This window comes from Flavobacterium frigidimaris, from assembly GCF_002217275.1.
GTDB lineage: Bacteria > Bacteroidota > Bacteroidia > Flavobacteriales > Flavobacteriaceae > Flavobacterium > Flavobacterium aquidurense.
On record NZ_MUGV01000007.1, the window covers coordinates 120578 to 146013 of the forward strand.

General features: G+C 33.7%; 27 protein-coding genes. 14 read left to right on the forward strand and 13 right to left on the reverse strand.

What is annotated here, in order from left to right; translation table 11 throughout:
* The first annotated feature begins 19 nt into the window (after positions 1-19).
* The 12 genes from B0A65_RS03460 to B0A65_RS03515 all read left to right on the forward strand — a co-directional run bounded on the left by B0A65_RS03460 (position 20) and on the right by B0A65_RS03515 (position 8565).
* On the forward strand, positions 20-697 hold the full coding sequence (locus tag B0A65_RS03460) for a Crp/Fnr family transcriptional regulator (protein WP_074659312.1): 678 nt from the start codon (positions 20-22) through the stop codon (positions 695-697).
* Positions 698-786: 89 nt separating this feature from the next.
* The gene (locus tag B0A65_RS03465) at positions 787-1383 is read left to right on the forward strand and encodes a peroxiredoxin-like family protein (protein ID WP_074659313.1); all 597 of its coding nucleotides are present in this window, start codon (positions 787-789) and stop codon (positions 1381-1383) included.
* Between the two features lie 6 nt (positions 1384-1389).
* A complete protein-coding gene (locus tag B0A65_RS03470; RefSeq protein WP_074659314.1) occupies positions 1390-1848 on the forward strand; it encodes a YHS domain-containing (seleno)protein in 459 nt (152 codons plus the stop codon).
* 6 nt (positions 1849-1854) lie between these two features.
* Positions 1855-2241 carry a DoxX family protein gene (locus tag B0A65_RS03475; RefSeq protein ID WP_074659315.1) on the forward strand — a complete coding sequence of 129 codons (387 nt, stop codon included), beginning with the start codon at positions 1855-1857 and terminating at the stop codon, positions 2239-2241.
* Positions 2242-2243: 2 nt separating this feature from the next.
* Positions 2244-2732, forward strand: coding sequence for a hypothetical protein (locus tag B0A65_RS03480; RefSeq protein WP_074659316.1), 489 nt, complete (start codon positions 2244-2246; stop codon positions 2730-2732).
* A complete protein-coding gene (locus tag B0A65_RS03485; protein ID WP_074659317.1) occupies positions 2720-3430 on the forward strand; it encodes an NRDE family protein in 711 nt (236 codons plus the stop codon). Before B0A65_RS03480 ends, B0A65_RS03485 begins: the two co-directional genes overlap by 13 nt.
* A gap of 10 nt (positions 3431-3440) precedes the next feature.
* Entirely contained in the window at positions 3441-4475 is a 1035-nt protein-coding gene (locus tag B0A65_RS03490; protein WP_074659318.1) for an ATP-grasp domain-containing protein, read from the forward strand.
* Positions 4476-5132 (forward strand): hypothetical protein, encoded by a 657-nt coding sequence (locus tag B0A65_RS03495; RefSeq protein ID WP_074659319.1) that lies wholly within the window; start codon positions 4476-4478, stop codon positions 5130-5132.
* A gap of 26 nt (positions 5133-5158) precedes the next feature.
* A complete protein-coding gene (locus tag B0A65_RS03500) occupies positions 5159-6136 on the forward strand; it encodes a M28 family peptidase (RefSeq protein WP_074659320.1) in 978 nt (325 codons plus the stop codon).
* A 122-nt stretch (positions 6137-6258) separates the two neighbouring features.
* Positions 6259-6936: an SDR family NAD(P)-dependent oxidoreductase gene (locus tag B0A65_RS03505; protein ID WP_074659321.1), complete on the forward strand. Its 678-nt coding sequence runs from the start codon at positions 6259-6261 to the stop codon at positions 6934-6936.
* Between the two features lie 70 nt (positions 6937-7006).
* The gene (locus B0A65_RS03510; RefSeq protein WP_074659322.1) at positions 7007-7618 is read left to right on the forward strand and encodes a SprT-like domain-containing protein; all 612 of its coding nucleotides are present in this window, start codon (positions 7007-7009) and stop codon (positions 7616-7618) included.
* A gap of 227 nt (positions 7619-7845) precedes the next feature.
* Positions 7846-8565 (forward strand): peptidase associated/transthyretin-like domain-containing protein, encoded by a 720-nt coding sequence (locus tag B0A65_RS03515; protein WP_123890270.1) that lies wholly within the window; start codon positions 7846-7848, stop codon positions 8563-8565.
* A 132-nt stretch (positions 8566-8697) separates the two neighbouring features.
* Here the strand turns inward: B0A65_RS03515 and B0A65_RS03520 are convergent, their stop codons facing one another.
* From B0A65_RS03520 to gcvP, 6 genes are all read right to left on the reverse strand, one after another.
* Entirely contained in the window at positions 8698-9459 is a 762-nt protein-coding gene (locus tag B0A65_RS03520; protein WP_074659324.1) for an ABC transporter ATP-binding protein, read from the reverse strand.
* The gene (locus B0A65_RS03525) at positions 9459-10205 is read right to left on the reverse strand and encodes an MlaE family ABC transporter permease (RefSeq protein WP_074659325.1); all 747 of its coding nucleotides are present in this window, start codon (positions 10203-10205) and stop codon (positions 9459-9461) included. The genes B0A65_RS03520 and B0A65_RS03525 overlap by 1 nt, the downstream gene beginning before the upstream one ends.
* A gap of 80 nt (positions 10206-10285) precedes the next feature.
* Positions 10286-11134, reverse strand: coding sequence for a glycosyltransferase (locus tag B0A65_RS03530; protein WP_074659326.1), 849 nt, complete (start codon positions 11132-11134; stop codon positions 10286-10288).
* A gap of 100 nt (positions 11135-11234) precedes the next feature.
* On the reverse strand, positions 11235-11756 hold the full coding sequence (locus B0A65_RS03535) for a methyltransferase (RefSeq protein WP_074659327.1): 522 nt from the start codon (positions 11754-11756) through the stop codon (positions 11235-11237).
* A gap of 180 nt (positions 11757-11936) precedes the next feature.
* On the reverse strand, positions 11937-12995 hold the full coding sequence (locus tag B0A65_RS03540) for a 3-oxoacyl-ACP synthase III family protein (RefSeq protein ID WP_074659328.1): 1059 nt from the start codon (positions 12993-12995) through the stop codon (positions 11937-11939).
* An 892-nt stretch (positions 12996-13887) separates the two neighbouring features.
* A complete protein-coding gene (gcvP, locus tag B0A65_RS03545) occupies positions 13888-16737 on the reverse strand; it encodes an aminomethyl-transferring glycine dehydrogenase (RefSeq protein ID WP_074659329.1) in 2850 nt (949 codons plus the stop codon).
* A gap of 218 nt (positions 16738-16955) precedes the next feature.
* Between gcvP and B0A65_RS03550 the strand changes: the two genes are divergently transcribed.
* Positions 16956-17762 carry a UbiA prenyltransferase family protein gene (locus tag B0A65_RS03550; RefSeq protein WP_074659330.1) on the forward strand — a complete coding sequence of 269 codons (807 nt, stop codon included), beginning with the start codon at positions 16956-16958 and terminating at the stop codon, positions 17760-17762.
* A gap of 160 nt (positions 17763-17922) precedes the next feature.
* On the opposite strand, the gene B0A65_RS03555 is transcribed toward B0A65_RS03550, so the two are convergent.
* The 5 genes from B0A65_RS03555 to B0A65_RS03580 form a co-directional block, all read right to left on the reverse strand.
* Entirely contained in the window at positions 17923-18381 is a 459-nt protein-coding gene (locus B0A65_RS03555) for an SRPBCC family protein (protein WP_074659331.1), read from the reverse strand.
* A gap of 193 nt (positions 18382-18574) precedes the next feature.
* Entirely contained in the window at positions 18575-19510 is a 936-nt protein-coding gene (locus B0A65_RS03560) for a TIGR01777 family oxidoreductase (protein ID WP_074659332.1), read from the reverse strand.
* Positions 19511-19610: 100 nt separating this feature from the next.
* Complete coding sequence (locus B0A65_RS03565; RefSeq protein WP_074659333.1) at positions 19611-20432, reverse strand: thiol-disulfide oxidoreductase DCC family protein; 822 nt, start codon at positions 20430-20432, stop codon at positions 19611-19613.
* 32 nt (positions 20433-20464) lie between these two features.
* Positions 20465-21205: a YqjF family protein gene (locus B0A65_RS03570; RefSeq protein ID WP_074659334.1), complete on the reverse strand. Its 741-nt coding sequence runs from the start codon at positions 21203-21205 to the stop codon at positions 20465-20467.
* 411 nt (positions 21206-21616) lie between these two features.
* Entirely contained in the window at positions 21617-22123 is a 507-nt protein-coding gene (locus B0A65_RS03580) for a GbsR/MarR family transcriptional regulator (RefSeq protein ID WP_074659336.1), read from the reverse strand.
* 173 nt (positions 22124-22296) lie between these two features.
* On the opposite strand from B0A65_RS03580, the gene B0A65_RS03585 reads away from it, so the two are divergent.
* The gene (locus B0A65_RS03585; RefSeq protein ID WP_074659337.1) at positions 22297-22479 is read left to right on the forward strand and encodes a hypothetical protein; all 183 of its coding nucleotides are present in this window, start codon (positions 22297-22299) and stop codon (positions 22477-22479) included.
* Between the two features lie 35 nt (positions 22480-22514).
* Here B0A65_RS03585 and B0A65_RS03590 read toward each other — a convergent pair whose 3' ends face one another.
* Both B0A65_RS03590 and B0A65_RS03595 read right to left on the reverse strand, forming a co-directional pair.
* Positions 22515-23174 carry a SanA/YdcF family protein gene (locus tag B0A65_RS03590; RefSeq protein WP_074659675.1) on the reverse strand — a complete coding sequence of 220 codons (660 nt, stop codon included), beginning with the start codon at positions 23172-23174 and terminating at the stop codon, positions 22515-22517.
* A 147-nt stretch (positions 23175-23321) separates the two neighbouring features.
* Positions 23322-25349 carry a M3 family metallopeptidase gene (locus B0A65_RS03595; protein ID WP_074659338.1) on the reverse strand — a complete coding sequence of 676 codons (2028 nt, stop codon included), beginning with the start codon at positions 25347-25349 and terminating at the stop codon, positions 23322-23324.
* Positions 25350-25436 lie beyond the last annotated feature (87 nt).

The window sequence follows — 25436 nt, forward strand, 5'->3', positions numbered from 1 at the left end:
ACATAAAGAAAATTGTTTTATGTACGAAGAATTGAAGTATTGGTATTTGCGCGATCATAAGCTGTTCAGGACTTTGAGTTTTTCTCAAATCAAACAATTGTGTATCATTACAGGTTTTAAAAAAGCATCAAAAGGCGAAATTATTTATTTTTCTTCGTCAGATGTGCCACGCATATTTTTACTTAAAAAAGGAAATATCAAAATTGTTGCCGTTGATGACAATGGAAATGAAACCATAAAAGACATTATTCAAAAAGGAGATTTGTTTGGCGAATTGACTTTAGAAACAGATAATAAAAATGAAGAATATGCAAAAGTCCTTTCTGATGATGTTGCGATCTGTAGTTTTTTAATGTCTGATTTTGAAGATTTATTATTGCGAAATCCCACTCTGGCAATTTCGTACACCAAATTTGTGGGTTTAAAAATGAAACGCATCAAAAACAGTTATTCTAATTTAATTTCTAAGGATGCTAAAACCCGATTGTATCAGTTTCTTAAAGACTGGGCAGAGAAAGAAGGAACAGTAAATGGAAATTCGGTAACCATCGAAAATTATTTGACCCAGAATGATATTGCCCAGATTATTTGTACTTCCAGACAAACCGCTACGCAATTGCTCAATGAAATGGAAACGAACCATCTTTTAAGTTACAACCGAAAAGAAATTGTTATTCAGGATATTACCAAATTATAATTATTTTGGTTCAATTGTAAATTAGCTGACATTTTGCTTTTTCATAGTGAAGTAGTTTTACATCATCAAAAGATGTAAATCCTTAAATTATGAAAAAATTACTTTTTATTTTTTTAGTAACCATTACTACGGTTGCTAATGCACAAACCGCAATTCCCAAATCTGCGACTGATATTGCTCCTTTATTAATAGGAGAGAAAATTCCAGGCATTACTTTAAAATCAGCTGAGAATACAGCTGTTCAACTTTCAGATTTACTTAAAGAGAAAAAGACCGTTTTAGTTTTTTATCGCGGTGGCTGGTGTCCGTATTGCAATTTACATTTGCAGGCTTTGGCTGAAGCCGAAAAACAAATTCTGGCTGAGGGATTTCAAATTATTGCCATAAGTCCTGATGCTCCTGCAAATTTGAAAATGACTGAAGAGAAGGATAAAGTGAAATACACCTTACTTTCTGACTCAAAAGGGGAATTAATTAAAGCAATTGGAATTGCTTATGAAGCTCCGGAAAACTATAAATCAGTAATTAACGTACATTCTAATGGAGTCAATACCAACTTTTTGCCAGTACCTTCTGTTTTTGTTGTAAATACGGAAAATGAGATTCTATTCGAATATATTTCACCTGATTTCAAGCATCGTATTTCAGAGGAATTGTTGGTTTCGGTATTAAAAAACTTAAAATAAATTAAGATGAAAAAGTTAGTTGTTTTAGTATTAATTCTGGCTTCAGCGATTTCATTTGCTCAAAATGATGCAAAAAGAATCAGTCAGTATAATTTAGAAAACAAAGTGGCTATTCTGGGTTATGATCCGGTTGGTTATTTTGTTCAGGGAAAAGCGATGAGAGGGAAAAAAGAGATTTCAACAGCCTATCAAGGTGTAATTTATATATTCTCTTCAAATGAAAATAAAGAAACGTTCTTGAAAAATCCTTCAAAATATGAACCTCAATATGGTGGATGGTGCGCTTATGCGATGGGAAGTGCCGGAGAAAAAGTCGAAATAAATCCGGAAACTTTTAAGATTATTGATGGAAAACTATATCTGTTCTACAATGCTTATTTTAATAATACTTTGAAAAGCTGGAACAAAGACGAGGCTAATTTAAAAGTTAAGGCAGACAATAATTGGAAGAAAATATATAAATAAGGCACCATGAAAACGGAAATTGTAAAATGGATTTTCAGGCTGGTGGCTTCGGGAATTTTACTGCAAACGTTGTTCTTTAAATTCAGCGGAGCAGAAGAAAGTATCTATATATTTTCAACCTTAGGAATAGAACCTTACGGTAGAATTGGCTCCGGAATTGCAGAGTTGCTTGTCGCGATTTTAATTTTAATTCCGGCGACAACCTGGATCGGGGCTTTGGGTGGAATCGGAATAATGACAGGGGCTATTGCATCGCATTTATTTGTATTAGGAATTGAAGTAAAAAATGATGGCGGATTGCTTTTTAGCCTGGCCGTGATCACTTTATCGTGCTGTTTAGTGTTACTTTATTTTGATAGAAAGAAATTGTTTAATCTTCTAAATTTAAGATAGTTATGTTGTTAAAATCCATACGCCACAGTTTAGATGAATTAATTTATCTATTAGATCAATTGTCTGATCAGGATTATGCAAGATCTTGTCCAGCTTTGAGTAATGCCACAATTGGTGAGCATATCCGACATATTTTAGAGATGTTTCAATGTCTTGAAAATAGTTACGATTTCGGAATTTTAAATTACGACAATCGGGAACGAAACACTCTCATTCAAACAGAGACTGAATTTGCAAAACAATCTATTGTTGCCATAAAAATGGGGTTGAAAAGTGAGAATAAAATAATCTATCTCGAGCAAGTTATTGACGGTATCAACATTAGAATTCAAAGTAATTATTACAGAGAGCTGCTTTATAATCTGGAACATTGTATTCATCATCAGGCGTTAATAAAAGTGGCAGTGCTACAGGTTGAGAATGTTTTAGTTGATGAAAATTTTGGCGTTGCCCGTTCCACTATTGAATATAGAAAACAATGTGTACAGTAAGTTTTGTAAATAATAACGGAAGTATCATTATTACTTCAAACCGAGATGAAAAGGTGATTCGTCCGAGTGCTGTTGCACCTAAAAATTATTGCCAAAATGGCAAAAATATCCTGTATCCCAAAGATGCTAAAGCGGGTGGAACCTGGTTTGTGATTGATGAAAACGGAACTGTTTTAGTGCTTTTGAACGGAGGAAAAATCAAACATGTACCGGAGCTTTTTTATAGAAGAAGCAGAGGATTAATTGCTTTGGATATTATTTCAAATGATTCGCCAAAGGATTGTTGGGATCAGATTAATCTGGAAGACATTGAGCCTTTTACTTTGGTTTTGTATCAGCAGGAAGAATTATATGAATTGATTTGGGATGGTTTTAGTAAAATCAAAACTTTATTAAATGCAAGTCAAAATCATATTTGGTCTTCCGTTACTTTATATCCGAAGGAAGTCAGACAAAAAAGAGCAAATTGGTTTTTTAATTTCCTAAAAAATCAAAAGGAAATTTCGGCTTCAGAAATACTCGATTTTCATCGAAATACCGAACGTGGTGATTCAGAAAATGGCCTTATTATCAATAGAGAAAATGTATTGCAAACTTTAAGTATAACCCAGGCCGTAATCGAAAAAAATAAGTGCGTGCTGCGTTATTATGATCTGGTTAAAACAAAAAATTTTATATCCACTTTTATAAGTATTTAAATTTCTGCCAATGAAACTATTTATCCATAAAATTAGCAATTGGGAGTATTGGCCTTTTCAGGTTTTGTATGTTCCTATTTATTTTCTTTGGGCTTATTATGCTATCAAAGCAAGATCCATTTTCTTCTTTAATGCCTCAAATCCAAAAATAAAAAATGGCGGATTTATGATGGAAAGCAAAAAACAGATTTATGATTTACTTCCCAAAAAATATTATCCAAAAACGATCTTAATTAAGGAAAATACCACTTTAAAGAAAATCGTGGATTTGGTCGTAGAAAAGGGAATTTATTTTCCTTTAATAGCAAAACCAGATATTGGTTTGCGTGGATCTGGTGTAAAAAAAATCAAAACAGTTTCAGAATTGAAAGAGTACGCCGAAAAAGCAAATTTCGATTTTCTTCTACAGGATTTAATTCCTTTTCAAAATGAAGTGGGTATTTTTTATGTGCGTCATCCACTTCAAAAAACAGGAAAAATTACAGGAATAGTTTCTAAAGAATTTTTGATTGTTAAGGGCGATGGAAAATCGACCATTGAAGAATTAATCAAACAAACGCCCAGATTTAAATTGCAATTTGATGTTTTAAAAGAAGAATACGGTGATCAGTTGTCCCATATTTTGTATAAAGACGAAACATTCAATCTGGTTCCGTTTGGAAATCATTCCCGCGGGGCAAAATTTCTTGACGGAAGTAATTTGATTACGCCAAAATTAACCGCAATGATGAATGAGATTGCCACTCAAATTCCCGAATTCTATTTTGGACGTTTTGATATTATGTACAACACTTTTGAAGAATTAGAACGCGGAGAAAACTTTCAAATTGTAGAACTCAACGGAGCGGCGAGCGAGCCAACACACATTTACGATCCTAAACATTCGGTTTGGTTTGCCTGGAGAGAATTGGCCAGACATATCACGTATATGTATGAAATAAGCGTTGAAAATCATAAAATGGGTGTGCCGTATTTAGATTATAAGGTGGGTATGCGGGAATATCGTCTGCATTTGACACAGAATAATAAAATCATGAATTTTTAAATGAAAAGAGTAAAAAATATTGCAGTAGGATTTGTGGTAAGTTTTTTAGGATCAATTCCGCTGGGATATTTAAACCTGGCTGGATTAGAAATTTACTCCAAATCAGGGCTCCATAATCTGATTTTCTATTTGTGTGGAGTCATTTTTGTGGAGACTTTTGTGATTTATTTTACATTACTTTTTGCAAAACAGCTAGTTAGTAACAAAAAATTAATGAAGATCATAGATTTATTTTCGGTTGGATTTATGTTTCTTTTGGCTTTTGTTTTTTATTCGAGTTTTAATCAGTCAGCTAAATCTGATTCTAACTTTCGGGATTATTTAATGTATTCTCCATTTGTAATTGGTATCGTTTTGAATTGTTTCAATTTTTTGCAACTGCCTTTTTGGACCAGCTGGAATTTATATTTGCTTAATGGAAAGTATATTGCAATTGAAAGAAAGTTAAAATATTATTATATTGCAGGAACTTTGATTGGTGTTTTTTTAGGAATGTTTAGTTTGATTGTTTTATTGCAGACCATTTTTCAAAAAGTAAATCAGTTTTCAAAGTATGGGATGCCTGTTTTTATTCCGCTATTTTTTGTTGTTTTAGGAAGTATTCAGGTATTTAAAGTGTATAAAAAATATTTTAAACCTGCGACTTTAGAAATATAGCTTTCTGGAGTCTAAAAACTTCAGTTATGAAAAAACTTTACTTTCTGCTTTTTCCATTGGTTTTATTAAGTTGTAAATCGAACCCATCTGCAACAACTGAAAAAGCATCTCAATCAGAGTCAGAACCTTTAGCCATTTCATACAAAGTCAAAGAATCCGACGTTTCAGATTTCTTAAAATACCTTTCTTCCGATGAATTAGAAGGGCGTGAAACCGGAACAAAAGGAATTGATAAAGCAGCAATTTTCTTAGAAGACTTCTTTAAGAAGAATAATATAAAACCCTATTTTAAAACCTATCGCGATACTTTAACCAACTTTAAATCTCCTGCTTACAATATTGTTGGAGTTTTAGAAGGAACGGACCCGGTTTTAAAAAAGGAATTTGTTGTGTTAAGTGCGCATTACGACCATATTGGAATGGAGAAAAAACAACAGGCTGATGTAATTAACAATGGAGCAAATGACGATGCTTCCGGTGTGACGGTTGTGGCAGAAATGGCAAAATATTTTGCAGAGACAAAATCAAATAAACGCAGTATTCTTTTTGTATTTTTTGCCGGAGAAGAAAAAGGATTGTTAGGTTCTAAAAGTTTAGCTCCGAAACTTCAAAAGCTTAATTTTAATTTATATACCCAATTGAATATTGAAATGGTTGGTGTGCCAATGAAAAGAGATTTTCTGGCTTACGTAACGGGTTTTGATAAGTCAAATATGGCAGAGAAAATTAATGAATATACCGGGAAAAATACTATTGGTTTTTTGCCAAAAGAAGCAGAGTATAAGTTGTTCTACAGATCTGATAATTACTCTTTTTACGAAGCGTTTAAGAAACCTTGCCAGTCAATAAGTACTTTTGATTTCGAAAATTTTGATTTTTATCACCATGTTTCAGACGAATTTAAAGTGATGGATATTCCGCATATGACTTCTCTTATTCAGGAATTATTGCCAGCAGTAACTCAAATTTCATCAACTGCAACGGAAGAAATTACGATGAAATAATACTCCTTCTTTTTATTTTGATTTGCTTATTTTTGCTTCATGAAATCGCCATGATTCCAAATATAAAACGGGATTAAGAATGGCGATTGCATATTCCATTAAAAAAGACATAGTATCTCCATATGAAAAATATTATCATTACCGGAACAAGCAGAGGAATTGGATATGAATTGGCTTTGCAGTTTGCGAACGCCGGTCATCAGGTTTTGGCTATTTCCAGAAAAATACCTCAGACGCTTTTAGCACATCAAAATGTTACCTGTCTTTCAATTGATTTGGCTGACGAAAGCACTTTGCAGGAAGTAGAAGGTTTCCTTTCTTCAACCTGGAAAAAAGTAGATGCCGTTGTGCATAATGCAGGCGCTTTATTATTGAAGCCTTTTGCAGAAACAACGCAGGCTGATTTTGAAAGTATTTATAAAGTGAATGTTTTTGCTGTAGCCAATCTTACCAGAATCTGTTTGCCTTATCTTCAAAAAGGAAGTCATGTCGTAACAATCAGTTCAATTGGTGGTGTACGTGGCAGTTTGAAATTTGCTGGTTTGGCGGCGTATAGTTCAAGTAAAGGTGCCGTTATTACGTTAACTGAATTATTAGCCGAAGAATATAAAGAGAAAGGAATCTCCTTCAATGTTCTGGCTTTAGGCTCTGTTCAGACAGAAATGCTAAACGAAGCTTTTCCTGGTTACCAGGCACCAATTTCAGCAGAAGGAATGGCAACTTATATTTATGATTTTACATTGAATGGGAATAAATATTTTAATGGAAAGGTTTTAGAAGTTTCTTCAACCAACCCGTAAGTTAAATTCCAAAAAGCAAATTCCAATTTTGAACTTTTTACTTTTAACAAATAACATTTTTACTTAAAAATTGAACGAAACTTTAGCAAGATATATACCCGAACACGCTGTAAAGCCTGTTTTTGAATTGATTGTTGCCAATCAGGTTCATCTGAAAATCGTAAATGAGCGACAGACGCGTCATGGTGATTACAGACGTGGACTTAGTGGTAAACATGAAATCACGGTAAATGCAAGTTTAAATAAATATCGTTTTTTGATGACGTTAATTCATGAGATTGCACATTTGGTTGCTTTTGAAAAGTTTGGACGAAACATAAAACCACATGGAGATGAATGGAAATTTACTTTTCAACGTTTGATGGTTCCGTTTATCAGACCTGAGATTTTTCCCGGGCAGTTACTTCCATTATTAGCGAGGCATTTTAAGAATCCATCAGCAAGTAGTGATACCGATACTACTTTGTCTTTGGCCTTGAAGCAATACGATGCGCAGAATGATAAAAATTACATTTTTGAAATTCCTTACGGAAGTGTTTTTAGAATAAAGAATGGTAAAATTTTCAAGAAATTAGCAGTTCGAACCAAACGTTTCGAGTGTATTGAAATCAGCTCCGGTAAAACCTATCTTTTTAATCCAAATGCTGAAGTGGAATTGATTAATATTAATGAGAAATTCTAATAAAAGGAAATTCCAATCATAAAAGGAAATTCCAATCATAAAAGGAAATTCCAATCTTTTAAAATTACAAATTCCAACTTAAAAAAAACATAAAAATAAAATCCAAATACCAACCTTTGCAGTTTGGAATTTGGATTTTTTTTATTGGAATTTAGATTTATGTAACCTTAATATCTAGATTGTCTTATGTTTATAAAATTATTGTATTTTTAGCAAAACTGTTTTTTATGAGAAATACACTACTTCTATTTGTTTTAATGGTTTCAATGGCAGGATGCAGAAAGGATCCTGTATTAATTAAATCAGGAATTGAAACCAGGGTTTTTGGTAAACTTACAGATTATCGTGATAAACCAATTTCTAATTTAAAAGTTAAAGTTGGTGAATTTAAAGTAACAAGTAACTCAGTTTTTGATATTAGTCTGGATTATGAATTTATACAAGATGTTGATTCTACCTATACAGACGATAAAGGAAATTACAATTTTACTTTTAAAACGAGCGGCAAGGGAAATTTTTATAGCCTTTACTTCGGCGAATACACCAAAAAAAACGAACCACAAGTTATATGGGAGCCTTTTTTAATTGACATTACAGATAGTTCAAATGATATGAAATATATTGGTAAAGAATTTGAATTTAATACCATTAATTTAATTGAATTATATCCTTGCCAAATAACGTTTAAAACCAATAATCTGTCAACGTTTCCTTTGACTCCAATTCATAATTTGACCTATTCATTCAATCTGGATCAGATAACGGCTAATGGTACGTCTGTACAAACTATCTATATTCAAAAATATCTAAAGGAAACTGTTAATCTAAGCAGGTTTAAAGATGGAGTTATACAGCGTGCAACATATGAGTTTCCGGCAAGTAATTTCGAAGGAATAACATACCAGACGATAATAGTTGAAGAAAATGATTTTAAAGATGTAAAATAATAAAATTACAGTTAGAAATTCCAACACGAAAATCCCAAATTCCAACGGCCCAAAAAAGAACAATAAAAAAATTCCAAATTCCAATTATAAGTTTGGAATTTGGAATTTTTTTATTGGAATTTAAAAAGGTTTTTAACCTTTTAAATAAGCTTCTCTCACTTTCTTAAACAAGTTTGAAGAGTATACAAATTTCACGATATCCTTATTATCGGTTCTAAAGATTTCTTCTTTAGTTCCCTGCCAGGCTTTTACACCTTTTTTCAGAAATACTATATTCTCCCCAATTTCCATAACGGAGTTCATATCGTGCGTATTAATTACGGTAGTGATGTTATATTCCTCTGTAATTTCCTTAATCAAATTATCAATCAATGTAGAAGTGTTTGGATCTAAACCTGAGTTCGGTTCATCACAAAACAAATACTTCGGATTATTTACAATTGCGCGGGCAATCGCCACACGTTTTTGCATTCCTCCTGAGATTTCAGAAGGCAATTTTTTATGTGCGTCAACTAAATTTACTCTTTCCAGAACAAAGTCAACGCGTTCTTTAATTTTTGTCTTATTGTCGCTTGTGAACATTCTTAACGGAAAAGCGACATTTTCTTCAACAGTCATAGAATCAAATAAGGCACTTCCCTGAAAAACCATTCCAATTTCTGTTCTCAATTCTCTTTTTTCATCTGGATTTAGATCAGAATAAACACGTCCGTCAAACTCAATTGTGCCGGAATCCGGTGTATGAATTCCCAACAAAGTTTTTAGTAAAACTGTTTTTCCGGATCCACTTTGTCCAATAATCAAATTGGTTTTTCCAGTTTCAAAAACAGTCGAAACTCCTTTTAAAACTTTACTGTCGCCGAATGATTTTTCTATGTTTTTTACTTCGATCATTATCCTAATAATAATTGAGTTAATATATAATTGAAAAGAATAATACAAACAGATGTCCATACAAATGATACGGTACTAGCCTTACCCACTTCAAGTGCGCCACCTTTCATGTAATAACCGTGAAAAGAGGGAATTGTCGCTAATAACATTGCGAAAATTAAAGTTTTAATGAAAGCATATGTAATATGAAATGGATTAAAATCCATTTGAGCACCCTGAATAAAGTCCTGACTAGTTGAAAAACCTCCATAGGCACAAGCAAGCCATCCTCCAAAAATACCCAGAAACATACTGATACCAATTACGAAAGGATACATTAATAAGGCTACTATTTTTGGAAAAACAAGATAGTTTAAAGAATTAACACCCATAACCTCTAAAGCATCAATTTGTTCTGTAACACGCATTGTTCCAATACTTGAAGTGATGTAAGATCCCATTTTTCCGGCCATAATTACCGAAATAAAAGTAGGGGCAAACTCCAAAATTACAGATTGACGTGTAGCAAAACCAATTAAATATTTTGGGATTAATGGGTTCGTTAAGTTTAATGCCGTTTGAATAGCTACAACTCCTCCGATAAAAAAGGAGATAAAGCAAACGATGCCTAGAGAGTCGATTATTAAATCATCGATTTCTTTGAAAATCAATTTTTTCATAACAGACCATTTTGTCTGTTTATTGAAAATTTCTTTTAACATTAAAAAATATCTTCCTATTTGAGATAAATAACGAATTAGCATCATAGTTTTTGAAATATTGGCTAAATTAAGGATTAGTTTACAGTTTACAGTTTCAGTTTACAGTTTTTTAATTTTTTTTAAGATTAAAAAAGCTTTTGTTTCATTTTCTGAAAACGATAATTTCTAATAAACTTAGCTTGTTCCGGAGTAACTAATAAAGGTGTTTTTGCTTTTTTTGCTTTCAAAAATCCTTTTATATAATCTAAAAAGAGTAATGGTTTTTTCTTCATCATCGCCAGTTTGGCCGATGCGATTCCTGTAATCCAAAAGCCGTATCCTAAAGTATAAAAAGCTTCTCCTTGTTTGTAACGAGCTGTTTTGTTGTAGTTTGCGCCTGTTGGTTTAAGGTGTTTTACGTGCAAAGATTCATCTGTGACTACTTTCCAATCATAATATTTGCAAAGCAATTCGTCAACAGTATCCCAACCCATTGCAGGTTTTAAACCTCCAATTTGCTGAAACGTTGCTTTTCTATACGCTTTCAAAGCACCACGAATATGATCTTTATCGGTTAGGTTTTCTAAAACCCAATCCCCATTTTTGTCAATATAACAAAATCCACCCGCCATTCCAATTTTTGGATCGGACTCAAAGTGTTTAATAATAGTTTCGAAATAGTTAGGAGGAAAAATTAAATCGCCGTCAATTTTCACTATAATGTCGTAATCAGCATCCAAAGTTTCAAAACCTTTTTGAAAAGCCTGAATAACTTTACTTCCCGGCATATGAATCGCATCTGAAGTTTTGTTTACTACAGAAATATACGGATTATCTTTAGCAAAACCCAAGACAACTTCTTCTGTTTTATCTGTAGAATTGTCGTTTACCACTACAATTTTTGAAGGCAAAACGGTTTGTGAAACCAAAGATTGTAAAGTCAGGCCAATTAAATCCTGTTCGTTGTGAGCCGGTATAACAATATAGTACTTCATATAAAAATTTTAGATTTTAGATTTTAGATCTTAGATTAGTTTTACTTTATCTAAAAATCAGAAATCAGAAATCGTTACTCTAAAATCTACAATCTGAAATCTAAATTTTTTCAGCGTAAACGATATAATATCTATTTGTAAAGCTTCGTAAAAAAGGTCTTAAACCAAACTTCTTAACCGGGTTTGTCCATTTTTGTCTGTCGATGATTTTCCAGCCTGTTTTTTCTAAAAGCCAGTCCAATTGCCAATCTTCAAATTCATGGTAATGTCTGTCCCACATATCCGTTTTAGAACGATATGCCGGTGAAAACCATAAACGCATTGGGATCGAAATCAAAAGTTTATCTGATTTAATTTCACTTAAAATCGTAAACGGATTTAATAAATGTTCGAAGATTTCGAAAGCAGTTACTACGTTTTGGTTGTCTGTTTTTAAAACATTTTGGTCCAAATCTAAATCTTCGCCAGTGGTGTTTTTTACAGTATAACCAGCTTCTTTCATGATTTTCGAAAACGGGTTTTCAACTCCTAAATCAAGGATTGTTTCAGAAGTTTTGATATGCTTTTGTAAAAATTCTAAAGTAAGTTTGAATCTTTTATTTGGAAACGTTTTTTCGTACATAGTCTTTGCGAGGAACGAAGCAAGCGATCGTTCTTGATTTTATATTAGGTCGCAAATATACTAAAAAGTCCGCATTTTAAGATGCGGACTTTTTTTAGTTTTCAGTTTACAGTCGCAGTACTCAGTTTTGCAGATTGTGAATACCGCGACTGTAAACTGTGACTGAATACTGCGATTTTTTTAATGACGGTATACAAAAGCATTAACATTCATTCCTGCTCCAACAGAAGCAAAAATGATAACGTCGCCTTTGTTGATTTCATGGCCTTCTATTTTTCCTTTTAGGATTAGGTCGTATAAAGTTGGAACTGTTGCCACACTGCTATTTCCTAAATCATGAATGCTCATTGGCATAATGTCCTTCGGTGCAGTTTTGTCGTATAATTTGTAGAAGCGTTCGATAATTGCTTCGTCCATTTTTTCGTTTGCCTGGTGAATTAAGATTTTCTTCACTTCGTCAATTCCAATACCGCTTTTGTCTAAACAGCTTTTCATCGCACACGGAACCTGGCTTAATGCAAATTCGTAAATTTTACGACCATACATTTTGATGTATTTAATGTCCGGATCTAAGTCTGGATTGTATGATTTCCCGAAGTAAAGGAAGTTGGCTTCATCATTTGCAAAAGTTGCGCTTTCGTAAGATAACAATCCTGATTCGCCTTCAGTACCTTCTAGGATTGAAGCTCCGGCTCCATCAGAATAAATCATGGAGTCACGATCGTGATCGTCAACCACTCTTGATAAAGTTTCAGCTCCAATAACTAAAACTCTTTTGGCCATTCCGGATTTGATGAATGCGTTGGCTTGTAAAACACCTTCAATCCATCCCGGGCATCCGAAGAGAATATCGTAAGCTACACATTTTGGATTTTTGATGTCCAATTTATTTTTTACACGAGTTGCTAAACTCGGTAAAATATCCGTTTGATGCGTTCCGGATTTTACATCTCCAAAATTGTGTGCGAAAATGATATAATCTAAAGTTTCGCGATCAATTCCTGCGTTTTCGATTGCTTTTTCAGCAGCAAAAAAAGCTAAATCTGATGCGTTATGTTGAGTTTCGGCATAGCGACGGTTTTCGATTCCGGTAATGCCTTTGAATTTTTTAATTACAACTTCATTTGGGTAGCCAAAAGGAGTTCCATCTTCATTTAAAAAAACATGCTTGTCAAAGTCAGTATTGCTTACTTCTTTATTCGGAATGTAACTTCCGATACCAATTATTTTTATTTTCATTATTCCTTAATTATCCAATAAATTTATTGCTAAATTATATAAAAAATTATGATAACTATCACAAAAAATACTATGCATGCATATAATTATGAAATAATAAATTTTTAGGGGATATATTGTTTATTTTTTAATGAAAATTCAGTTTTCCCGAGATTTCAAACGTTTGAGATATTGCGTGGTGTGGATTTTTTTTGTTTCAGGTTTGCTTCGCCTGTTCGAGCAAAGCTCTCGAGTCAGGTTTCAAGTTTCTCTGTTGCGGGAATTTCACAAAGTATGTCATTCCGAGGAACGAGGAATCCCCGTGAGAAGCTCGACAAAGATTGGCGAATTACTGAGCTTAGAATGGATTGATCCCAAAGCTTCGGGACATCCCTGCAATATCTTTTGTTCCTCCGGAACAGCCCCAAAAAAACTTAAGGATGATTTTACAAGTAAGGTATGTTATTCCGACGGAGGAGGAATCTCCGCAAGAAACTCGACAAAGATTGGCTATTAGCAACGGAGCTACTTGCGGGGATTCCTCCTCCGTCGGAATGACAAACTTACTGTTTTCTTTGATTAGACCATTTGAGTATTTGATGAAAATATAAACGGTATTCTTCTTCAAAACCTGTCGTTTCTTCCGCGTGAGGGATAGGAACGAACTGCCGAAGCAGTGTGGATAGCCCGACACTATTTAAGAAAAGGCCTCATAAGCGCAAAGCTGATTAGGCCTTTTTTTAAATACTGGCACGCCCAGATTATAAATGTTTCAAGTTTCAAGTTTCAAGTTTCAGGTTTCACGTTGCAGTCGAACTTGAAACATGAAACCTGAAACAAAAGAAACCAAAACGAAAAACCCGACAGGTCTTAAAATCTGTCGGGTTTTGATATAATTAGAAAAACTTATTTCTTAGTTTTCCATGTAAGCTTCGATTGGTGCACAGCTACAAACTAAATTTCTGTCACCGTATGCGTCATCTACACGACGTACCGATGGCCAGAATTTATTATCAGCGATGTACTCTAATGGATAAGCTGCTTTTTCTCTAGTGTAAGGGAAAACCCAGTTATCAGTAGTTAACATTGCCAATGTGTGAGGTGCATTTTTCAATACGTTGTTTTTATCATCGGCTGTTGCAGCTTCAATCTCTTTTCTGATTGAAATAAGAGCATCACAAAAACGATCTAATTCTGCTAAATCTTCAGATTCAGTAGGCTCGATCATTAAAGTTCCGGCAACCGGGAAAGAAACAGTAGGAGCGTGGAAACCGTAATCCATTAAACGTTTCGCGATATCACCAACTTCAATTCCGTTTTCTTTAAATGAACGACAATCTAAAATCATTTCGTGAGCTGCTCTTCCACATTCTCCGGTATAAAGAATTGGGTAGTGCCCTTCGAAACGCGCTTTCATGTAATTAGCATTCAAAATTGCATGCTCTGTAGCGCTTTTTAATCCTTCAGCACCCATCATTGTGATGTAACCGTAAGAAATTAAACATACTAAAGCTGATCCGTAAGGTGCAGATGAAATTGCTGTAATCGCTTGTTCTCCACCTACTTTTAAGATTGGGTTTGTTGGTAAAAACGGAACTAGTTTTTCGTTTACACAGATTGGTCCAACTCCAGGTCCACCGCCACCGTGAGGAATAGCGAATGTTTTGTGTAAGTTTAAGTGACAAACGTCAGCGCCAATTGTAGCAGGATTTGTTAATCCAACTTGCGCGTTCATGTTTGCACCATCCATATATACTAATCCACCGTTGTCGTGGATTAATTTAGTGATTTCAATAATGGAAGATTCAAAAACTCCGTGAGTAGAAGGATACGTTACCATTAAACAAGATAAATCATCTTTGTGTTCAATCGCTTTTTCTCTTAAATCCTCTACATCAATGTTTCCTTCCGGAGTCGTTTTTGTAACGATGATTTTCATTCCGGCCATCGCTGCAGAAGCAGGATTGGTTCCGTGAGCTGAAGAAGGAATTAAACATACATTACGGTGACTATCGCCTCTTGATAAATGGTAAGCACGAATCGCCATTAAACCAGCGTACTCTCCCTGAGCTCCTGAGTTAGGCTGTAATGTTGTTCCGGCAAAACCAGTAATTACATTTAGTTGCTCCTCTAACTTTTTAAGCATCGTGATATAACCTTCTGCTTGTTCTACTGGTGCAAACGGGTGAATGCTGTTCCAGTTTGGCATTGATAAAGGCAACATTTCTGAAGCTGCGTTTAATTTCATCGTACAAGAACCTAGTGAAATCATGGAATGATTCAATGATAAATCTTTACGCTCTAACTTTTTGATGTAACGCATTAACTGACTTTCTGAATGATGATTGTTGAATACATCATGTGTTAAGAAAGAAGATGTTCTTTCTAAAGAAGCAGGTAATTGGCTTGCAGTAGTTAATTCAGAAACGGTAAAAGTTTCTTTTCCTAATGCTTCAGCAAAAATCGCAATAATTTGATTGACATCAGTAATTGAAGTTGTTTCGTTGAATGAGATCGAAATGGTATCAGCATCAACATAGAAGAAGTTTACTTCGTTTTTCTCCGCTACGGCTTTTACTTTTTGAGCATCTGCTTTTACTAAAATAGTATCAAAATAAGCTGTGTTGGTTTGATAAACGCCTAATTTATTTAAAGCTTCAGCAGCAGTAACCGCTGATGCATGAACTTTACCTGCAATATATTGTAAGCCTTTTGGTCCGTGGTAAACGGCATACATTCCGGCCATAACCGCTAGTAAAACCTGAGCTGTACAAATATTTGAAGTCGCTTTTTCACGTTTAATGTGCTGCTCACGAGTTCCTAAGGCCATACGTAAAGCGCGATTTCCATTTACATCAATAGAAACTCCGATAATACGACCTGGCATAGATCGTTTGTATTCGTCTTTAGTTGCAAAAAAAGCAGCGTGAGGACCACCATAACCCATTGGTACACCAAAACGCTGAGTTGTTCCAACAACAACAGCTGCTCCCATTTCTCCCGGAGAAGTTAAGGTAGCTAATGATAAAATATCAGCAGCAAAGGCAACTTTAATTTCATTTTCTTTTGCTTTAGCAACAAAAGCAGTATAATCGTTTACCTGACCATACTTTCCAGGGTATTGTAAAATGGCTCCGAAGAATTCATTTGAAAAATCAAAAGTTTCGTGGTTTCCAACAACTAATTCAATTCCAACCGGAGTTGAACGTGTTTGCAGGATTGATAAAGTTTGTGGTAAAATTTCTTCAGAAACGAAGAATTTGTTTGTATTGTTTTTCTTTTGATCACGTGTACGAACGTCAAAAAGTAAAGCCATAGCTTCTGCTGCAGCTGTACCTTCATCTAATAGAGAGGCATTGGCAATTTCCATTCCTGATAATTCAATAACGGTAGTCTGGAAATTTAAAATAGCTTCAAGACGACCTTGAGCAATTTCTGCCTGGTAAGGCGTGTAAGCTGTATACCATCCTGGATTTTCGAAGATGTTTCTTTGAATTGGAGCCGGAACGATAGTTGGATGATACCCCAAACCAATATACGATTTGAATACTTTATTTTTCTTTCCCAGTTCCTGAATATGATTTGCGAATTCGTACTCCGTCATTGCAGGATCTAAATTCAAAGGTGCTTTTAAACGAATATCGTCCGGAAGGGTTTCATAAACAAGTTGTTCAATCGATTCCACTCCAATGGTTTTTAACATGTGTGGAAGATCTGTTTCTCTTGGGCCAATGTGTCTTAAAGCAAAAGCATCTGTTCTCATTTGTAGCTATCTAGTTTTTTAAAGTGAATGTAATTAGCTCGGTAAATTCCCAATTAATCACGAATTACAAAGGTTTATTACATTTTATAGTAAATGTGTTGTTTTTTTGTCGCGCAAAATTAAGTATTATTAATAATTTAATGGGTATTTTTAACTTCAATTTTTATGAAATTTATAACCAAAGAGTTGATTTGTTACTAATTGATTAGATTTGAGATATGAAATTTTTAAAACGAATATTAGATTTTTACCTAAATAGCAGCATTCATGTGGCTTTGTCATGTTATGCCTTAGTCAGGGTAACGTTTCATATGTTTCATATTCAGTATGATGAAGCGATGGCCTTGTTTGTTTTTTTTGGAACAATTGTAGGATATAATTTTGTTAAATACGATGCTTTGGTTCGGGTGAAGAAAAAACCTATCGGAATTCAGCTGAAAATTATTGCCGTTTTAAGCTTTATTTCACTCGTTTTAGTGGGCTATTATTTTTTCCATTTAAAGCGAATCACGCAAATCGTTTCTGTTGGAATATTTTTAATAACGGCGCTTTATACTTTACCGTTTTTCCCAAATAGAAAAAATGCCCGAAACTGGGCCGGCGTAAAAATATATATTGTAGCACTTTGTTGGGTAGGGGCAACGCTGGTTTTACCTTTAATAAATGCCGAAATTCCTTTTACGGCGAACTTTTTTATCAAATGTATTCAGCGTTTTGTATTGGTTTTTGTGCTGATTTTGGTTTTTGAAATTTTAGATCTGGCCAATGATGATCCACATTTGCAAACGGTTCCGCAAACTATTGGAGTGAAGAAAACTAAAATTTTGGGTTTTTCGCTTTTGGTTCCGTTTTGGGTGGTAGGAATATTATCTTTTGATCTTCATGATCTTATCATCAATCTGATAATGGTTGTCATGTTGATGTTGTTTATTCTGTTTGCAAACCCAAACCGGTCTAAATATTATACTTCTTTCTGGGTTGAAAGTGTTCCGATTTTTTGGTGGCTGATGATTGAATTTTTATAAATAAAAGGCATCAAAGTTTCTAAATGATTTGGGCGTGTCCCTCCGGGCCGGGCTATCCGTTGCAAGTCCTCGCTCTTCCTTCATCAGGCTGTGGGCTTTCCACTTCTATCCCTCACGCAAGCGTAAAGCGAGAAAATTCATTTTCAAAAGAAATATTGATTTAAAATGTGCTTTGTTCTGAGACCTTTTTTAAGATTTTGTTTCTCTCTAAAAGAAATTTATTAAGATGTTTTTCCAGAAATAAAATATCAAATAATTCTCCGAAAATTCCAAACGGAGTTTCATATTGCAATTTATCTTTCATAGTTGTAAATCCATTTTCTTCTTCAAAAAAATGTTCATGTTTGAAAGATTTAAATTTTCCGTGTTCCATTTCATCCACAAAATAATCATGCAAATTCATTTTGGTAATTCGGCTTTTGTGAGTCAAATAAAAACCGAAATGTTTCCCGCACCAGGTTACCGTTTCATTTAAATTGATTAATCCGGATGTTACGCCTGCAATTGCTTTTTCATTTGATTTACTGGCCGATTGTTGGTGAATATCTATATTTCTTGAAGCATCGAAAACGGTTTGTTTTGGTGCTTTTATTTTGGTTGTTAGGTTTATGGTTGTCATTGATTTTGGAATTTATTTCAAGTCCCGGAGGGACGGCATATTTATAGAAAACAAAAAGATATTGTTGTAAAACCCCATCGGGGTGATATGTTTAATAATTAAGGCTGTGAAATATGTCGCTCCGCTGGAGCTTATTATAGGGGCGATTCTAAATTTCTATAAACATCTCGCTCCGCTGGAGCTAATAAAATTATCACGATTTAAACCTGTCAGGTTTACTCTTGCGTAGTAGATTTTCAAAAGCCTCATCAATATCCCCAAACTTAAATTGAAATCCATTGTCTAAAAGTCGTTTCGGAACTACGTTTCTGCTTTTTAAAACCAATTCCGTTTCTGTACGAATGAAAAAAGATCCAATTTCTAATAAGAATGTGTTCATCGGAATTCCGAAAGGAAAGCCAACCGCTTTTCGAAGTTTTTGCATAAAATCAGCATTGCGAATCGGTTTTGGAGAAACCACATTTATCAATCCGGTCATTTCTTTTTCAATAATAAAATCAATTGCATTTGCAAAATCTTGTTCGTGGATCCAGCTTATAAATTGATTTCCTTTTCCCTGTTTTCCGCCAAAACCAATTTTTGCTAAAGTCTTTAACGGAATAAAAGCTCCACCATTTTTTCCTAAAACAATTGATGTTCGCAAAGCGGTTTTTAAAGTATTGGGAGTTTCAGTTTTAAAGAATGCTTTTTCCCAGGAAAGGGCGACGTTTATAGAAAAGTCATTTCCTATTTCTCCATCGACTTCGTCCATTTGTTTATCCAGAGAAAAACGATAAATAGTTGAAGTTGATGAATTCAACCAGTGTTTCGGTGGGTTTTGACAGTTTAAAACAGCTTTATTTAAAATCTTTGTGCTTTCAATTCGGGATAACAGAATCTCTTTTTTGTTTTCTTTGGTATATCGGCAATCCACAGATTTTCCGGTAAGATTGATTAAAACGGTGGCATTTTCTAATTCTTTTTCCCATCCAGAAAAAGTTCTGGCATTCCAGTTTACGTATTTAATTTTGTCAATTGTTTGAGATTTTCCACGCGTCAGAATTACAATCTCTTCAAATTTATCTTTGAAATGATGAACTAAAACCTGTCCTAAAAATCCTGTTCCGGCTGCTATGATGAGTTTTTTCATGTTTTTAATTTATAGGATATTCCGCCACGAATTCACGAATTTTTTTAGAGTTATTGTAATGGCAAATTCGTGAATTCGTGGCTATCTATTGTATGGTTGGTTAATCTAAGATAAATACTAAAGCAATAATTCGATAAAGAACCCAGGTAAAACATAAATAAAAAGGAAGGTTTAGCACTTTCACTCTTCTAAAATGTTCTGCAAACATGATGAAAACAGTTATTCCAAACCAACCTAAAATTAAAAACTGCGGAAGATTAACAAATTGATTTAGAATTAAAATGGGAACTAAAATCAAAGAGCCCATTAAAGAGATCGTCATTAAGTTTCCGGCATAATTGAGTATTGTTTTTTTATCCATTTTTAAAAGAAATAAACTTTGGAAAATAATCTGTCCAATAGCTAAAATGAATTCTCTTAAAATATTGGTTTTTGGTAGATTCGGAATCAAATTAGAAAAACCAAATAAAACCAAAGTGGTTATAGTTACCGCAAAGCCGATGAAAATAAAACGGTATTTGTAATTAAAATCAGGCGTACATCGTAGTTTATTTTCTTCTTTACTATTTCCACCAGGAATAATTACTTTTCGATTGTAAGAAACAAAAGAATACATTTTGGTCAGGATGAAATGAACGGGTTTAATCGTAGCCATTTTTTCAATTAGTGGAAATGAAAAACCGATAACTTTTATTAAACTGTCAATTCCGTAAGTAACGGTTTTAGTTTTATTATCAACCAAAGCAATTTCGTTTGGCGCACGTTTTAAATCCACAAAACTTTGTTCTTCCTCAGATAACTGGCAATATGACTTTCTTCCATTTTCATCTAACATACCGCTTTTTACGAAGCCAGTGGTGTATAAACTGCAAAGCGGACAATCTTCATCGTAAAGTAAAGTTTGGTTCTCGAGCGTTTTCATAATTCCTGATTTTATAGATTAATAATAAAATTCTAATGGTAAGCTTCTTCAAGAGCAAAGACAGTTTCGAGTTTTCGTTTGTTTTTAACTTTAATATCAGATCCTTTTGCAAGGAAAACTGAAGTTGGATTTGTGTCTTGTAAAAACTCGAAATCGTTGCCATACGTTTTTCTGAAATCGATAGCAACGTTATAATTCAAAACCTCAAATTGTTCCCATCTTGGATGTTGCACTTCATATTCAAAAGTGGTTTCCAGATCAATTTTGGTGTAACCGAAATAATGTTCAGTAATAAACTCAGCTTCAGAATCAACTTTAATTTCTGTCGGATTTTTTTCAGTTTCTAATTGAATAATATTCCAGTTTTCATCCTTTTTCCATTGGTAAATAAAAGTGTTGCTGTTTTCATTTTCAATGATTTCATGTCTCATTTTTTGCGTTTCGTAATTTTCCTGATACAAAGTATTTGCAATAAAAGTGATGGCTTTTTTAGGAACAATTTCTTTAATGAAAACAACGCCGCGTTTCCATTCGCCATTTTCAAAACGTTTTACATAAAATCTTAAATTCACTTCTTCAAAATCAATGTGAAAAGGAACTTTCAATCCTAAGACTTTGGTATTTTTAAACATAAAACCAACCAGGCTCACGTAACATTTGTTGTTCCATAAATCTATTTCGGTGCCGCTCGGAACATATTTTTCTAAGATTTTAGCATCAACTTCATAATTGAAAAGTGCTAAGTTTTTCCATTCTGCTTTTAAGAAGTTCATTTTCTTGAATATTGGTTAAGTATATAAGTAAAATAGATTGCAAGTATTATAGGGATTGTCGGAAATAGAATTGTTGAGATTTGTTCAGAAATTTTCTGATTTCCAATTTTATGAAAACCGGAGTTACATAATTCGAGGAAGAAAAAGATAAAAACACCTTTGAAATAAAGACTAATTCTTTCGTCTCTGTTTGATGTCATAAACCAAATAAACCCTGCTAACAACTGATATATTGGCATTATGAAAAGACCAAATATGAATGCTATGCCCAGAAAATAAGAATAAAATTGACCCAAAATATTGCTGGTAATTAGGATAAAAACAATTGCTAAATTTCCGTAGTTCAATATTTTCATAGTTATTGTTTGTTTTAAACTTTCAGAAAAAAATGAAAGTTTTAATTAAATTTTTTTACTTCATAATTTTTAGAACCAAACGTCCTAGCCAGTTTTCGTTGAATTCGGTCATTTTATCTAACATATTATCCGCTTTTAAAACAAAGTCATATAATTTAGAAGTCTGATCCACAAAGTGTTTTTCTTCTGCAGAAGATTCAGTTACTTCAATAGTCGAAACTTCTTTCAAGATTTTAAGAGCAGGTTTAATTTCTCTTTTGCTTCTTTCTCGCGCGATTTTGGAAGCTAATTCATCTAAATCTTTTTCGGCTGTAAAAAACTCTCTTCTTTCGCCGGCTTTGTATTCTTTATAGACAATTCCCCAATCCATTAAAGCTCTTAGGTTCATGCTGGCATTTCCACGGGAAATTTGCAATTCGTCCATAATGTCTTCCATCGAAACGGCTTCGTTCGATACCATTAATAAAGCATGGATTTGCGCCATGGTTTTATTAATTCCCCATTGAGAACCTAATGCTCCCCAGGTTTGTACGAACTTATTTTTTGCTTCTTTGAATTTCATTTGTCGATTTTATTGTTTTTCAAACGGTCAAATGCAAATCGCATAAATGCTCATTGTCATAGAACAAATGTAAACAAAAGTTTTTAAACTTTCAAAAATAAATGAAAGTTTGTTTTGCAAGTATTTTAATTAGATGTATTTTCTTATATTTGCATGTGCATTAAAATATAAAAATGGAAAATTATTTTGAATTTAAAGGATATAAGGGAAGTATAGAATTTTCAGAAGAAGATAAGGTCTTTTTTGGAAAAATTCAGGGAATTAATGATGTAGTCACTTTTGAGGCCGCTTCGATAATTGAACTGAAAGAAGCTTTTCAAGAATCTGTCTTAGATTATTTGGAAGTTTTAAATTAAAAAAAAGTCCGAAGTAATTTTACTTCGGACTTTTTTTACCGTTTATCCTCTTTAGAATAATTAGAAACCCCATTAATATCAATCGGATTTCCTAAAAAATGTGGTTCGCGATTTCTAAAAACATCCAAAAACGATTTAAAAATAGAACCATATTCTCTAAAGCAAACATATTTGTATCCTGAATACTCTCCTTTATTAGCCGAATATCCAACTGATTTAATTCCGAGTTTTTGTCCAATATAAATCGCTCGGTTCAAATGATATTCCTGAGAGATTAAAGTTGCTTTTTTGATATTGAAAATATGTTTTGCACGATATATAGTAGAGTAGGTGTCGAAACCAGCATAATCAATAAATATTTTAGTTGTATCCACTCCATGAGTGTAACAGTACTTTTTCATTACGGTTAATTCATCATATTCTTCGCGACCATTATCTCCGGAAAGTAAAATTTTATTGATGCGTTTTGCTTTCCATAGTAAAATCCCGGCATCAAGTCTGTCTTTTAAATATTTACTCGGCTGATCTCCTCTAATTCCCGCACCAAAAATAATCCCGACATCGTTTTTTGGAAATCTTTTAAGAGAGTGATGAATGTTCTTTTTGGTCGATGACTTTACGTAGTAATTTACAGAAACAACAGCAACTAATCCAATAATTGCAAGGTAAAGGGTAATTTTAAAATATTTTTTCAATTTATTTTTTGTAAGATTAAGTTTAAAAATAAGGCGAAGGTAATTAATTTTATTTTCAGACAAAATCAAATTAAAAATCCGAAGTATTTCTACTCCGGATATAATCTAAAATCTGATATCTATCGCGATAGCTATCGGGACTAAAATTTACAATAGTCCTGCACGTTTCAACAAAGCTTCCGGTTTTGGTTCCTGACCTCTGAAACGTTTGTACAAAGTCATGGGGTGTTCTGTTCCTCCTTTTGAAAGTACATTGTCTTTGAATTTTGTTGCTACTTCTTTATTGAAAATGCCTTTTTCCTGGAAATATTCAAAAGCATCTGCATCCAGAACTTCCGCCCATTTGTAGCTGTAATATCCGGAAGAATATCCACCCTGAAAAATATGTGAAAAAGCGGTGCTCATAGCATTTTCTTTTACATCGGGATACAATTGTGTATTAGCAAATTGTTCGGTTTCGAAAGTTTTTAGATCTGTAATGTTTGTTGGGTCTTGTCCGTGCCATGCCATATCTAAAAGTCCAAAACTTAATTGGCGCATAGTCGCCAAACCTTCCTGGAAACTCGCACTTTCTTTAATTTTCTGAACGTATTCAATCGGAATAATTTCTCCGGTTTCGTAATGATTGGCAAATAAAGCCAAAGCTTCTGGTTCGTAACACCAGTTTTCCATAATCTGACTTGGTAATTCTACAAAATCCCAGAAAACAGAAGTTCCTGATAAACTTGGATACGTTGTGTTGGCTAACATTCCATGTAAACCATGACCAAATTCGTGGAATAAAGTCGTCACTTCATTAAAAGTCAACAACGAAGGTTTCGTTTCTGTTGGTTTTGTAAAGTTGCAAACGTTCGAAATATGTGGTCTTTCATTAACGCCGTCTTTTATAGATTGTGATTTGAATGAAGTCATCCAGGCTCCATTTCTTTTTCCTTTTCTAGGGAAGAAATCGGCATAGAAAATAGAAACTAAATTGTTATTTGCATCTTTAACTTCATAAGTCGTAACTTCTTCATGGTATTTATCGATGTCAAAAACTTCGGTAAAGGTCAATCCGTATAATTTTTGGGCAACCGTAAAGGCCCCGTCTAAAACTTTTTCTAATTGAAAATAAGGTTTCAGTTTTTCATCATCTAAATTAAAAAGCTGTTGTTTTAATTTTTCAGAATAATAAGCGCCGTCCCATTTTTCTAATTGTTCGATTCCGTCTAGGGCTGTAGCGAAAGCAGTCAATTCTGCAAATTCTTTTTGGGCCGCAGGTTTTGCTTTTGCCAATAAATCATTTAAGAAAGAGAAAACTTTTTCCGGACTTTCGGCCATTCTTTCTTCCAATACAAAATGAGCGTGTGTTTTATAACCTAATAAATTGGCTCTTTCAAATCGTAGTTTAGCAATTTTAAGGACATTTTCCTGATTGTCAAATTCGTTATTCTGAAACGCTTTTGCACCAAAAGCAATTGCCATTTTTTTACGCAATTCACGATTGTCCGCATAAGTCAAAAACGGAACGTAACTTGGATGATCTAAAGTGAAAATCCAGCCTTCTTTTTCCTGGCTTTTTGCCAATAATTTTGCGGCTTCAATTGTTCCTTCCGGTAATCCTGCCAAATCACTTTCGTTAGTTAGATGCAATTCGAAAGCATTCGTTTCGGCCAAAACATTTTCGCCAAATTGTAAACTCAACTTCGATAATTCTTTGTCGATTTCGCGCAATTGATCTTTTTTGTCTTCCGGTAAATTAGCCCCGTTTCTGGAGAAACTTTTATACTTTTTATCTAAAAGTGTTGTCTGTTCCGGATTTAAATTTAGTTTTTCTTTTTGCTCGTAAACGGCTTTTATTTTGGCAAATAAAGCAGCATTCAAAGTAATATCATTCCCAAATTCCGAAAGTAAAGGCGAAACTTCCTGAGCGATTTTTTGCATCTCGTCATTGGTTTCAGCCGAATTCAGATTGAAGAAAATGCTGGAAAGACGATCTAAAACATCTCCTGCAAAATCCATTGCAACAACGGTATTTTCAAAAGTCGGTGCTTGAGGATTGTTTACGATCGCATCAATTTCGGCTTTAGCCAAAATAATTCCTTCCTGAAAAGCAGGAACGTAATCTTCGATTTTAATTTGCGAAAAAGGGGCCGTGTTATGTTTGGTATTGAATTTTGAAAGTAAAACACTCATTATGATATATTATTTTTTATTAATTGAAGTCAAATTTTTGAATTCCAAAGATAACAATTTATAAAAATCTAATGGGCTATTTGAAAT

Coding starts and splice junctions, on each gene's coding strand:
- B0A65_RS03515 (WP_123890270.1), top strand. CDS start 7,846: ATGAGAAATACACTACTTCTATTTGTTTTAATGGTTTCAATGGCAGGA.
- B0A65_RS03530 (WP_074659326.1), bottom strand. CDS start 11,134: ATGAAGTACTATATTGTTATACCGGCTCACAACGAACAGGATTTAATT.
- B0A65_RS03460 (WP_074659312.1), top strand. CDS start 20: ATGTACGAAGAATTGAAGTATTGGTATTTGCGCGATCATAAGCTGTTC.
- B0A65_RS03550 (WP_074659330.1), top strand. CDS start 16,956: ATGAAATTTTTAAAACGAATATTAGATTTTTACCTAAATAGCAGCATT.
- B0A65_RS03490 (WP_074659318.1), top strand. CDS start 3,441: ATGAAACTATTTATCCATAAAATTAGCAATTGGGAGTATTGGCCTTTT.
- B0A65_RS03500 (WP_074659320.1), top strand. CDS start 5,159: ATGAAAAAACTTTACTTTCTGCTTTTTCCATTGGTTTTATTAAGTTGT.
- B0A65_RS03470 (WP_074659314.1), top strand. CDS start 1,390: ATGAAAAAGTTAGTTGTTTTAGTATTAATTCTGGCTTCAGCGATTTCA.
- B0A65_RS03480 (WP_074659316.1), top strand. CDS start 2,244: ATGTTGTTAAAATCCATACGCCACAGTTTAGATGAATTAATTTATCTA.
- B0A65_RS03555 (WP_074659331.1), bottom strand. CDS start 18,381: ATGACAACCATAAACCTAACAACCAAAATAAAAGCACCAAAACAAACC.
- B0A65_RS03495 (WP_074659319.1), top strand. CDS start 4,476: ATGAAAAGAGTAAAAAATATTGCAGTAGGATTTGTGGTAAGTTTTTTA.
- gcvP (WP_074659329.1), bottom strand. CDS start 16,737: ATGAGAACAGATGCTTTTGCTTTAAGACACATTGGCCCAAGAGAAACA.
- B0A65_RS03485 (WP_074659317.1), top strand. CDS start 2,720: ATGTGTACAGTAAGTTTTGTAAATAATAACGGAAGTATCATTATTACT.
- B0A65_RS03585 (WP_074659337.1), top strand. CDS start 22,297: ATGGAAAATTATTTTGAATTTAAAGGATATAAGGGAAGTATAGAATTT.
- B0A65_RS03535 (WP_074659327.1), bottom strand. CDS start 11,756: ATGTACGAAAAAACGTTTCCAAATAAAAGATTCAAACTTACTTTAGAA.
- B0A65_RS03465 (WP_074659313.1), top strand. CDS start 787: ATGAAAAAATTACTTTTTATTTTTTTAGTAACCATTACTACGGTTGCT.
- B0A65_RS03475 (WP_074659315.1), top strand. CDS start 1,855: ATGAAAACGGAAATTGTAAAATGGATTTTCAGGCTGGTGGCTTCGGGA.
- B0A65_RS03525 (WP_074659325.1), bottom strand. CDS start 10,205: ATGATGCTAATTCGTTATTTATCTCAAATAGGAAGATATTTTTTAATG.
- B0A65_RS03570 (WP_074659334.1), bottom strand. CDS start 21,205: ATGAACTTCTTAAAAGCAGAATGGAAAAACTTAGCACTTTTCAATTAT.
- B0A65_RS03580 (WP_074659336.1), bottom strand. CDS start 22,123: ATGAAATTCAAAGAAGCAAAAAATAAGTTCGTACAAACCTGGGGAGCA.
- B0A65_RS03540 (WP_074659328.1), bottom strand. CDS start 12,995: ATGAAAATAAAAATAATTGGTATCGGAAGTTACATTCCGAATAAAGAA.
- B0A65_RS03505 (WP_074659321.1), top strand. CDS start 6,259: ATGAAAAATATTATCATTACCGGAACAAGCAGAGGAATTGGATATGAA.
- B0A65_RS03520 (WP_074659324.1), bottom strand. CDS start 9,459: ATGATCGAAGTAAAAAACATAGAAAAATCATTCGGCGACAGTAAAGTT.
- B0A65_RS03560 (WP_074659332.1), bottom strand. CDS start 19,510: ATGAAAAAACTCATCATAGCAGCCGGAACAGGATTTTTAGGACAGGTT.
- B0A65_RS03595 (WP_074659338.1), bottom strand. CDS start 25,349: ATGAGTGTTTTACTTTCAAAATTCAATACCAAACATAACACGGCCCCT.
- B0A65_RS03565 (WP_074659333.1), bottom strand. CDS start 20,432: ATGAAAACGCTCGAGAACCAAACTTTACTTTACGATGAAGATTGTCCG.